The sequence below is a fragment of the Candidatus Cloacimonas sp. genome, assembly GCA_035403355.1.
GTDB lineage: Bacteria > Cloacimonadota > Cloacimonadia > Cloacimonadales > Cloacimonadaceae > Cloacimonas.
In genome coordinates, this window is record DAONFA010000040.1 from 1 (window position 1) to 11,503 (window position 11,503).

The window sequence follows — 11,503 nt, forward strand, 5'->3', positions numbered from 1 at the left end:
AGGATAGAGCAGCAGCCTTCTAAGCTGCGGGTCGGGGGTTCGAATCCCTTCTGGCGTGCCACTTAAAGTCCCGACTAAGTATATATTGATATACCCTGTGGTGGGTGTAGTTCAATGGCAGAGCACCGGATTGTGGTTCCGGGCGTTGTGGGTTCAAATCCCATCACCCACCCCATTTATCAGGAGTAGAGAACAAAGAGAATGAATATATTTTTAGGGATAGACATAGGCGGTTCAGGATTTAAATACGGTTGGGGGAACTGTGAAGAAGGTTTACACTATTATAAAACAATTCCTCTTCCCAGAAAGAATATAAACGATTTCTTTAGCGTAGCCAGGGAAATGTTTAATGATGTTAACCTCAGGTTAGGGCTGGATAAGCTGAAGGGAATTGGTATTGGACTTCCTGGTGCTATAGATAAGCGGACGGGGTATGTAAACGGAAATAATCCAAACTTGCCTTTTTGGGTAAATCATCATCCTGGAGAAATACTTCCGGAACACTGTAATATTCCTTTTACTTACGATAACGATGCCAATTTAATGGCTTTAGCTGAAGCCACTGCTCAGAATAAGCAAAATGTTATTGGAGTTACAATTGGCAGCGGAATCGGTTGCGGGATTATAGCTGAAGGCAGAATATTTCACGGAGCTAATGGTTTTGCCGGAGAACTGGGTCATATTTGTATTATGGATAATGGCTTACGATGCAATTGCGGGAAAAATGGTTGTTTGGAAGCATATACTTCGGCTGAAGGTTTGCACATGCGTTTGGCATTAAAAAATGCCCGTTATGCGGAATTGGATTTACCTGCTATAATAGCTATCAGAGATACCGATGCTTTGGTTGGTGAATATCTAAAAGAAGGTCAGCATCTTTTATCTGCCTCGCTGGCAGCTCTTGCCACCTGTCTTGATCCGGAAGCAATAATTATTGGTGGTGGCGCAATGGATTTGGGATTATATTATATAGAAGAGATAGAAAAGGAAATATTAAGTGCTTTGCCTGCTTCTCATAGTGCGAGGATAAAGGTTTCAAAAGCTATAAATGGCAATAAAGCAGGTGTTTTGGGAGCCATAAAACTGATTGAAGATAAGTTTAACAGCAATTAGGAATGAAACCTGCTTTATTTATAAGGCATTAAATAAGGAGTGAATAAAATGAAAAAAACAATGCTTATTCTGGCGCTGATGGCAGTGTTAATGTTAACAGCCACAGCAGGGTATGCTTATAAGGGCTCTCCTGTTGAGAGTTTTAATATTTTTCCTAATCCAATGGATAAGGAATGTGTGATTTCTATTGCTGTATCTACTCCTGCTTATATCAATGTTCAAATTAAGAGTTCCGAGGGTGAGTTTATTTGCGATCTTTACGAAGGTTTTGTAGGAAAGGACATTAATATAAATTGGGAGCGGACAGATAACTTTGGCAATTATATGCCTGCAGGTGAATATCTTGTAGTAGTGGGTTTTAACACCCGTTACACCTCCTTAAAGAAGACGCTTATTCTAAAATAACAACCTTTTTAGCGGTAATGTAAGTTATGCAACACGATAGAAAAAAGTCCCTGAGGGACTTTTTTTTGTTTTTGGAAGAAACGGTAACTGAGTTATTGCATACCAAGCATAACAAACATGTTAGTTTCTTAGTTGTAATTCGGCAAATTCAATTTACGGGAGTGGAGGCACTGCCTTTAATCGGTTTTATAGCTTTAGCCATTGGTTGTTTAACTATTTTGCAGGGTTATGCCTTTCTAAACAATTTCGGGCAGGGGATTTGGGTGCATATAATTTTAGTGAGGGTTATAGTTGGAGAATTAAGTGGAATTATAACAGCTTTAGTAGTAATAGCCAGAAGCGGAACAGCAATTTCTACGGAATTCGGGAATATGGTTGTGAACCGGGAAATGCAATTGTTAAAATCCTTTGATATAGCTCCTATGGGTTATCTTGTCGTTTCCCGTCTTTTAGGTGTAGTAATTTCGCTGGTGGTATTAACGCTTTATTTTAATATTATAGCGGTTGTGGGTGGATGGCTGTTTGCCCAGTTTTTCACTCAATTGTCTTTTAGTGCATTTATGAGTGATTTTTTATCTATCTTAACCTTTCCTTACATTTTGATGAGTGTCCTCAAGTCCATCATTTTCGGCATAGTTATAGCTATTATGGCATCTTATGAAGGGATGAGCGTTAACAAAGCATCAACGGAAGTTCCGCAACGGACGATAAAAGCGGTAGTTATTTCTATTTTCACGGTGATAATTTTAGATATATTTATCACCTGGCTGTTTTGGATTAGTGCCTGATGGATATTATTTTCCGAAATGTAGTTATTGATGGTTTGTTGAACGACTTTAACCTGCAGTTTTCTTCGCAGGGCTGCACTGTGCTGTATGATCCTTGTGAAAGAATTGCTACCACTGTTTTATCCGCATTAGTTGGTGTTACCGAATTGGATAAAGGCGAAATTTTACTGGATGGTATTCCCCGTGAAGAATATCTGAAGCAGCATTCTCTTCTTTCCACTTTTTCGCTTGTGTTTAACGAGGGCATTATGCTGTCTAATTTATCGGTGCACGAGAATTTGCTGCTTCCCTGGGATAAAAGATTTGCCACGGAGGACTATAGCGCTTTTGAAAGAGAACTGCAGATTTTGATGGCAGAGCTGAAACTAAATTGCGGATTGGATTTGCGTCCTGCCAATTTAAGTTCGGCACAGCGCAAATTCTTTTGTTTTATTCGTTCTCTGCTCTTGAAACCTAAAATTATGCTGATTGATGACCCCTATTATCTATTCAATAAAAACGAAAGAAAGATGATCTATGATTTTATCGTAAATCATAGTATTAAAAACACAGCTACAGCGAGCTCCGACTACCCAAACAGCAACCTGGCAAACGAACTATTCTTGCAGGAAATGCTGATTGGCAGTAGTGATGACGATTTCACAGGAGAAATTGCTACTCAAATTATTGACCTTACCCAAAGCTGCTATTAAAGACGGTGCGTTAATTTTGGCATTGGTAGCAGTGAGGGTAGATACTTTTATCTGAGGGTTAAAGTCCTCGTCAACCACTTCTTCAGCTTAATTTCAATACAGCAAGACAAACGAAATCCCCGGTTATTATTGCACGACGCAAACATCAGCATTCCGTTGTGTTGCCCTCCGAGCTTTTATTATAGCAGCAAATGAACACTCTAACGGGAATTTGGCTAAATCCCGTTTATGTTGTTTATCCCTAAACCACTATGTAAATCAGCTAACTAAGCGGATAATATTTATCTGCATAATCAGCGGGAAAAATTATTACGGATTACGGATTGCTACAGCGCGATAAAATCTGTGTTCATCTGCAGGAAGAACATAACTCCAACGATATGGCGCAAGCGGATCAAAACTGCCGGTATTACTAATATCAGAAAAAACACCATAAGGGTCGGTGCAGGAAAAGACCATATATGAATCCGCATCTGATATTTCCTGCATAATCAATTGCAATTGCGTTCCCTGAATTTGGATGGATAAAGGGATTTCCAAATATGCAATTAGCGGTATAGCATTAGTAAACAAATTAGAGGCATTATTTATTTCCGCAGCGTTAATAGTGATGCTGAAGTTCAGGATATTATTATCAAAATCGGTATTATCAAAGCTTAAAACTATTTGAGCGGAATTAGAACTAAGGTATTGCACGCTCAGAAGAGAAAGACCTGCAGGAGCGTTATTAAGAGTAAAGTTACCAATCAGCAAAGTGTTATCTCTCCAGGTAGTATTGGATAGGGTAATATTCACCAAAGCTCCATTCAGATTTCCTTCCGTTAAAGCTGTTTCCGTAGAAATTTGTGCCGAAGCAGGTAATGTAAGATTAACTGTCTGATAGGGAGAATACATACTGTAGCCGCTTGTGAAATAAGAACGCAAACGAAAATAATAGGTATTCCCATTGGATAAACCACTAATATTGCGGGAGAGATTTAAACCCACATCCAGATTATCATAACCGGAAACAATATTCGTAAAATTGGCATCGGTCGCCAGCTGAAAATAATACTTTGTAGCAGAAATGGGAGCCGTCCAATTGGCAGTGAAACTTGTTGTAGTAATATTCGTAGTATTTAAAGGCATAGGAGTCCAGATTTCACAGGCATACATTGGCTCATCAATAAAGGGATTCCGGTTTCCCTGGAGTTCCTGAATACGATTGTTGCGTTGCATTTCCCGCGCATCCGGAGGGTCTATAATATGCCACTGCAGCAAAGTAGAAAGCTTTCCATAATTTGGTCCGCTGGTATTGGTATTATCTACAATTTCCAAATCAAAAGAAGTATCGGTGCCTTCATAACGCACTGCCATATACATAATCATTCTGGCTACATCACCTTTATCCTCATCTCTCGGTTCCCAGGCATAAGTAGAGGTTTTACATCCGGTATCTTGAGAGTAACCGTTATAGGGTGAAGAATCATTATAAGGATTCGTAGCATAATCAAAATCCTTATTACTCTTGGCAGAATTTACTGTTGCATCACAAGGACGCAAATGATGTAAATCCGTTCCTGCGGGTGGACTTTCCTCAAAATCACCATGACTTTTACTCCAGGTATGTTCCCGATTCCATTGTGAAGTGCCTCCTCCGTAATAGGATTTGGGAACACTCCAACCAGTATATATTTCAATAATATTATCGCTATTATTGGGGTCTTCATCTGTATAGGGCAATTTAATCCACAAGGCATCGTAAGAGTATCTTGTAGTATGAGTTGTTCTCAGCAGGTTGTGCAAATTGGTCTTCAGAGTGCTGCCGTAACCCGTAATTCCGGTATAATATCCATTGCTTTGAGTATTTGTAGTAATAGCAGAAACAGGATTGTTTGTAGCAACCGAAGTATTAAAACGCGTATAGCTACCACTGCCGTTATATTCATAAATCCTGAACCAATATGTAGTTGCTGGTGTAAGACCGGATACATTACAGCCATTTAACGGAATCCCTTCCACAATTTGAGTAGCACCATTAAAAATAACCTGTTCACCACTGCCACTGTAAACATTGTTGGCAGTAGGATTGCTGCCGTCAACAGGAGAAGTGAAGGAATTGGTAGTATTTATTTTAACTATTCTCCTTGTCCCGTTGCCTGGAGTCCATTCCAAAGTTATATCTGTATTAGCAGGATAGGTGATAATGTTCGTTGCCTGCAAAGTTGGTGTTTCCACTTCCTGGGGTTCGGCATTAAAAGTATGAGAGCCGAGATTATCTATTGTATCTTGAGGGTATAAATCCCATTCGGAAACCAGCGTAGTAAAAGCATAAGCTCCTGTGCCTGATGGATTTTGGGTTATACCTTGAGCTATAGATGATTTTCTTACTAAAGTAGAATTTACGGTAGTGTAACTGTTATCCCCTAACCAGGCAGCTCCAGGGTCGTTTCCGATTACGCCGAAAATATCAATAAAAGCCCCGGTGCTTATTTTTATCAGGGCTAAGGCATCGTTACCGTTAAAATTCGCTACATTATTATTTGTTAAATCTGTAACAGCTAAAATATCTGCATTGGCACTGGCATTGGAAATAACATAAACCTCACTATCTGCCAGAGTTCCGCTTAGTGTTAAAGTGGAAGAAGGAGTAGTTGACCCGTTGGAATAGAGAGTTACTTTATAATCAGATAAATTTACTGCAGAGCCCGTTCCGTTAAAAATCTCTATAGATTTGTTGGAAGCGCTACCTTCAATATATTCGGAAAAGAATAAGTCCGCTGCATAACTTGTTGCTCCGGTTACTATTCCTGCAACAGCAAGATTTACATCCGTAGCCCCCAAACAGGTATGAATAATGTTTCCGCCAAAAGTTCCGGCAGTAGTTCCGGTCATTCTAACTAAAACATTTCCTTCGTAATTAGGTAAAACGCTGGTGTTTATAGTATAAGTTATACCCTCATCTACAGAAATCTCAAAACCGTTGGGTGCAGAAACATTAATATTTTGGCTTAAATCAACTCCGCTAAGGAAATAGCTTTGTGGTTGTGAAGGGGTTCCCTGGGTGGTTTGAAAAGTAACTAAATTAGCTGTAACATTAATTAGCGGATTTACCGGGATATTAAGATTTATATCAACATCATCAATACCAATCTGTCTTCTGGTTCCGCTTGTTCCTGTGCTCGTTGTAAACCATTGGATAGTAATATTATCTCCCGCAGCTATATTCAAACCGGTTACAACTGCACTTATTTGTTGATTAGTTCCCTCTGCTGTAGAATATTCTAAAGCAGGAATTTCAGTTCCGTTTACACTGACTACCCATTTGGGAGTTCCTGTCTGATCTGTTCGGGCTACTTTTCCCTGATAGGTAACATTCAGGTTATTGATTGTGGCGCCGGTTTGATTTTTTAAGGTTAGGGTAGCAGTTAAAGCATTATTTGGAGCCGAAGAAGTAAGCTGAATTCCCAAAACTCCATTACCCCTTAATCCTCCTGCAGTTCCAGAACCAAAATCTCCACCATAAGTATATTGATCACTTAAAGTCCAGCCGGAGGGCAAACTCTCCAGAGAATTATAAGTTGTGAAATCTTCAGTATAACCCTCGGTAGTAAACGAAACATAAGTAGAAATAACAGTTCCATTAACTGATAAGAAAACTGAAGCACCACCTCCACTATGAGTGATGTTTTCATTTAGATAATTACCCGGACTCAGGTTTGCTTTCAAACGCACATATAAAGTTGCAGGGGATAGAATGCCTCCACTATAAGGTAAAGAGAAACTATTAGAAAAAGTTACATTATCAGAAGAGACCTCAAAACTGGAGGAACCGGTGATAGTTATGTTACCGGACAAGGGACTTAAATTAGAGCCGGAAAGAGTATAGGACTGTGATGCTGAAGGACCTTCTCCAAGTTCATAAGTAAATCCGCTTAAAACAGTAGGATCAAGAACAAGAACAGGAACTACAGGTGTATAATCCGTTAGGGTTATATCATCAATATTTATGCGTTTATCAGTAGCTCCTGATTCTGTAGCGCGTTTTATTCTGATTCTTATATTACCGCTTACATTAACCTGTTCGGAAAATAAACTGGGGTTATCACTGGCAGGAGCAGTAAAAACAGAACCGATTTGAGTCCAGTTAGCTCCGTTATCAACGCTGTATTCAGCTTTCCAGTCAACTTGTGCTTCAGTTCCATAACGCCGATAGTAAAAGGAAAGGGTTCCTAATCCGGTTGTTTTGTTTTCCAGCATTGTCATACTTGAGGTTCCGTAACCACGCAACCTGGCAGAACGGGTTCCATTTTTCCAGTCGTTAGCCAAATTGCCAATTAATGCTTCTGTCATATTCCAGGAAATGCCGCTTAAAGTTACATCTCCTGAGGCGTAAGCAGTTTTTGTCTCATTTGTTCCTTCAAAATTAACAGTATAATCTCCATAGATAATAGAGATGCTAAAGAATAGCATTAGTAAGCAGAGTAACGGTTTTCGCATTCTATATTCTCCTTGTTTTCACCAAAGATAATTAAGCAAGCAGATTACACAGAGGCAACAGATAGAAAGATTGGGAAGGAAAAAGATTTCAGCGATTTTCAGGTCACTAAACTTTTTCCTTCTTCATTTTTCTTTCCTATTTGGGCTTTGGCTGCTCTTAAATACATTGGTTCCAGGTTTTCAATGTTTTGGGGGATAAATTTCTCAGGTAGCTTTTCTGGCAAGTAAAAAAGTCCTGCAGCGGAAGGTATTTGCATAATGGAAGATAAAGTGTAAAAATGATGCCCTGCATTTTGCAATAGAGGACTAAGCATTTCTGCCGCACTTCCGCATAGGATAAAATCATTCTCCTTCAGCTGGCAAAGCTCTTCCGGTTTCATTACTGCAGGGAGAATAATTTCCTTTAAATTATAGTCGTAAAAGGCACAATAAACTTCCTTCATCTTAGCGTCTATAACGGAGAGAATGTTTTTACCCAAACCGCAAACCGGCAAAGCGGCAAGTTCCAAAGAAGAAAAAGCATAAAGAGGAATACCCAAAGCAAAAGCAATTCCTTTGGCTGTTGCTAAACCGATTCTCAGTCCGGTAAAAGACCCGGGTCCAATGCAGAGATACAATGCCTCCAATTCCCTGCGTTCCGCGTTACAGAATTGAAAAGCATAGTCAATAGCTGGCATCAGGGTTTCGCTATGAGTAATCTTGATGTCAAAATAGGCGGAGTAAATAACTTTCTTTTCCTTTGCCAGAGCAAGGGAGCCGAAATTTTGAGTAGTATCAAGGGCAAGTTTCAATTTCCCTTCCGCATCCAATCATCATACAAATTTTCAAAGAACTTTTTATGTTGTGCTTCATCCGCTGCCAGGCGTCTGAAGAGAGTTGATATTTCGGGATCAGGAAATTTCACACTCATTTCAGAATAAAGCAGAAAGGAGGTTTCTTCTCTTTTCATACCCCTTATAAGGATATTCTGATAGCCAAGGTCTAAAATTTCCGGATCAGCTGTAATGTATTCACTTATTTTCAGATTGGGTGTTTTATGAATATCTTCTTCTTTTACACCCGCTTTACGAATTTTCTCAATCGCTATTATATGGCTTTTTTCCATTGCTTCCAGTTCTTTAAGCATTTCCAGCTGACCCTGGAAGTGGGATTGATTTTGCAAATCCTGATAGAATTTTATGGCTTCCTGTTCACGCATAACGGCAAAATCAAGGATTTCTTCAAAGTCCTTTCTATGCATTTATAACCTCACAATTACAGATATTATAAAAAATCACCGGGGAGAAAATAATTCCCCCCGGTAATAAGGGAGCGGATTGTTTTTAATCCAAGGGTTCAAACATATCTTTGCCGACACCGCATTCAGGGCAGACAAAATCATCGGGAAGTTCTTCAAAAGGAATATTGTCGTTTTCGGCAGGATCGTATATCCATCCGCATGCTATACATTGATATTTTTGCATTTTATGTCTCCTTAAGGGGATTTAATAGTTTTCTTTAAAAAGTTCAAAATAACTTTGCGGGTGACTGCAGGAAGGGCAAACAACGGGGGCTTCCGTTCCTTCGTGAATATAACCGCAATTCAGGCATTTCCAAAACACTTTTTCGCCCCGGATAAACACCCTTGCATTTTTTACATTGTCATAGAGCTTACGGAAACGCTTTTCATGTTCTTTTTCCACCTTAGCAATCATTCTCCAGGATTGGGCAGCTTCAGCAAAACCCTCCTCTTCGGCAATATCGGCAAAAAGAGGATAGAGTTCCGTCCATTCTTCATTTTCTCCATTAGCGGCATACTCCAGATTTTTAAGTGTGCTATCGGCAGACCAGCCAACCGGATAGGAACCCATAATATTAATCATTTCTCCTTCCAAACCAAGCTTTTGTAAATGTTTGAAGAATACTTTGGCATGTTCCTTTTCATTTTCTGCGGTTTCCGTAAAGATATTGGATATTTGTTCAAAGCCCTCATTCTTGGCAGTTTTTGCGGAATAGAGATATCTCATTCGGGCTTGACTTTCTCCGGCAAACGCTTTCATTAGATTTTCAGCAGTACGGCTTTCAATATTGGGCATTTAGTTCCTCCTTATTTTAGTTGATTTTTCCATAAACCGTGCACATTGCAATATTCGCGCACAGCCAATACTTTTTCCATTTTAACGCAAAACTTTGCTTTGGGTTCATCCCCGGGATTCAGTTCCTTGCGTAACACTTTTTTCTCCGTAAGCACTTCAATACTGGTGATATAGTGTTTTTCTTCCATCGGATGAGGGATACTGCCAATAGAGACCTCAATTTTATCCCCCAAATCTGTTACTACCGGAATATGTTTTTCCAATGAGGCATCAACAGTATTTTCCTGTAATAATTGCATTGGCTGACCACAGCAAACTAATTCGCCACCGCCAACAAATATTACTTCTACAACATTCCCGCAAACGGGACACCGCCATAATTGTCTAAGAGCTATCATTTTCTTCCTCCTGTTATCTTCTCTTTTTATCTATTATAAGCAAGATAATACTTTTGTCAAATGGAATTTTTCCCTTGCCAAAAAAAACGGTTTTTGTTTTTATGCTTTTATAAAGCTTTAAAAAAGAAAAGGGATGATGAATGAAACGCCTTGTAATGTTGCTGTTAACGCTTCTGCTTTTAGCCGGATGCGTTCAATATAATGAAGAACTTTGGATTAACCGTAATGGTTCAGGCCATGCTGTTATCCGGGTAGTCCACCGTTCTCCTTATGAAAATCCCGAAGAAATTATGCGCAAGGCAGCATTACCTGGCATCAATTTGCAATCTTACGAGATTCATAGAAATGGTCCCGATGTTATCTACACCATCCATTTTAAGTTTAAAAACATTGATGCCTTCAATAATATCAACGACCAATTAGGTGAAGCTGATTTCTGGGGAAAAATAACCCTGAATAAAGAACCCGGCAGAAGAATCACTTTCAAACGCAGAATCGCTTTAGGCAGTCAGGAACAGGATGAATACGATGATATAGAAAATATTTTAGGTCAGCTACAACCCGATAATCCTGTGTGGACTTATAAAGTTCATCTACCCTGGAAAATTATTTCTACCAATGCGTTACCTGCCAATGTAGATATAAATAATCGCACCGTGAGCTGGAGCTTTGATACCCGTAAAATGTGGCAGAAACAGGAACTAATGACTGTTGAATTGCAAAAGGAATTTCCCTGGTTTCTCTTAGTTATCGGGGCTGTAATTGTTGTTCTGTTGGTGTTTTTGATTCATTGGATGTTTCGCTTTCCCAAAAAATCGCATTGGAGGGAAAGAATAAAGCAAAGTGAGAATGAAGAAAAAGGGTAATCGCACGCAGATTTCGCCGATAACGCAGATTTTATTGATGAGAGGTAAGGGCTGAACAAGAGTTCAAGTATTTAAGGGATTTACAATTTTTCTATTCTTTGTTTGTAAATTGGGTGGTTAATGTAAAAAGTATCACCTCCCTATAGTCGGGTATTCTTATAGGATAGATAAGCGTTTATTGCAATTAGAAGCATAAAAGTAATGCCTTAAAAATAATGAGATAGTTTCCCTCTTAAAACAGTATAATACCAACTATAACAATCACTTATATGATAACATCCTAATATGGTTGTCTTTTGTGTTTCTTACTGCGAGCCGATAATTTATCGTTTATCAGGCGTTAATCAAGCGTTAATTATTAACGCTTGATTAAGGGTAGATAATCACTTGATTAACACTTTTAGCTAAGAAAGTAGAGGAACTCTAATTAGTAGTAAAGGAAAAAAGTATCCCCCTTATTATCCTTCCCAACCCGGTTCCCTAAAGCCCCTTAGGGCGACACTTTGATAGCGATGGTGGCGTAAGCCCCTCGAAAATTTTCCGGAATAAACGACGTCCTCGTCGTTTTCTGTCATTAATGTAAGTTACAGGGAATTAAAATGTTAAGAATGTTTAGAGGGTGGAGTTTCTTATGAACGACGAGGACGTCGTTCTTCCGGGATTTGTGAACGACGAGGACGTCGTTCT

11 protein-coding genes and 1 tRNA gene are annotated in these 11,503 nt (G+C 39.2%); 6 read left to right on the top strand and 6 right to left on the bottom strand.

Going from position 1 to position 11,503, the window contains the following annotated elements:
• Positions 1-100: 100 nt before the first annotated feature.
• The 5 genes from PLE33_08425 (at position 101) to PLE33_08445 (ending at position 2,998) form a co-directional block, all read left to right on the top strand.
• Positions 101-175 (top strand) — tRNA-His (locus tag PLE33_08425).
• Positions 176-201: 26 nt separating this feature from the next.
• Positions 202-1,113: an ROK family protein gene (locus tag PLE33_08430; GenBank protein ID HPS61267.1), complete on the top strand. Its 912-nt coding sequence runs from the start codon at positions 202-204 to the stop codon at positions 1,111-1,113.
• A gap of 48 nt (positions 1,114-1,161) precedes the next feature.
• Positions 1,162-1,518, top strand: a complete 357-nt coding sequence (locus tag PLE33_08435; protein ID HPS61268.1) for a hypothetical protein — start codon at positions 1,162-1,164, stop codon at positions 1,516-1,518.
• A gap of 26 nt (positions 1,519-1,544) precedes the next feature.
• The gene (locus PLE33_08440; GenBank protein ID HPS61269.1) at positions 1,545-2,306 is read left to right on the top strand and encodes an ABC transporter permease; all 762 of its coding nucleotides are present in this window, start codon (positions 1,545-1,547) and stop codon (positions 2,304-2,306) included.
• Positions 2,306-2,998 carry an ATP-binding cassette domain-containing protein gene (locus PLE33_08445; GenBank protein ID HPS61270.1) on the top strand — a complete coding sequence of 231 codons (693 nt, stop codon included), beginning with the start codon at positions 2,306-2,308 and terminating at the stop codon, positions 2,996-2,998. Before PLE33_08440 ends, PLE33_08445 begins: the two co-directional genes overlap by 1 nt.
• A gap of 309 nt (positions 2,999-3,307) precedes the next feature.
• Here PLE33_08445 and PLE33_08450 read toward each other — a convergent pair whose 3' ends face one another.
• The 6 genes from PLE33_08450 to PLE33_08475 form a co-directional block, all read right to left on the bottom strand.
• Complete coding sequence (locus PLE33_08450; GenBank protein HPS61271.1) at positions 3,308-7,477, bottom strand: endonuclease; 4,170 nt, start codon at positions 7,475-7,477, stop codon at positions 3,308-3,310.
• 98 nt (positions 7,478-7,575) lie between these two features.
• Positions 7,576-8,268, bottom strand: coding sequence for a tRNA (adenosine(37)-N6)-threonylcarbamoyltransferase complex dimerization subunit type 1 TsaB (gene tsaB, locus PLE33_08455; GenBank protein ID HPS61272.1), 693 nt, complete (start codon positions 8,266-8,268; stop codon positions 7,576-7,578).
• Positions 8,265-8,717: a ferritin family protein gene (locus PLE33_08460; protein ID HPS61273.1), complete on the bottom strand. Its 453-nt coding sequence runs from the start codon at positions 8,715-8,717 to the stop codon at positions 8,265-8,267. Before PLE33_08460 ends, tsaB begins: the two co-directional genes overlap by 4 nt.
• 82 nt (positions 8,718-8,799) lie before the next feature.
• Positions 8,800-8,940, bottom strand: coding sequence for a rubredoxin (locus PLE33_08465; protein HPS61274.1), 141 nt, complete (start codon positions 8,938-8,940; stop codon positions 8,800-8,802).
• A gap of 21 nt (positions 8,941-8,961) precedes the next feature.
• Positions 8,962-9,552 carry a rubrerythrin family protein gene (locus PLE33_08470; protein HPS61275.1) on the bottom strand — a complete coding sequence of 197 codons (591 nt, stop codon included), beginning with the start codon at positions 9,550-9,552 and terminating at the stop codon, positions 8,962-8,964.
• Between the two features lie 11 nt (positions 9,553-9,563).
• Entirely contained in the window at positions 9,564-9,950 is a 387-nt protein-coding gene (locus PLE33_08475) for a desulfoferrodoxin (GenBank protein HPS61276.1), read from the bottom strand.
• Positions 9,951-10,090: 140 nt separating this feature from the next.
• On the opposite strand from PLE33_08475, the gene PLE33_08480 reads away from it, so the two are divergent.
• On the top strand, positions 10,091-10,816 hold the full coding sequence (locus PLE33_08480; GenBank protein ID HPS61277.1) for a hypothetical protein: 726 nt from the start codon (positions 10,091-10,093) through the stop codon (positions 10,814-10,816).
• Positions 10,817-11,503: the final 687 nt, after the last annotated feature.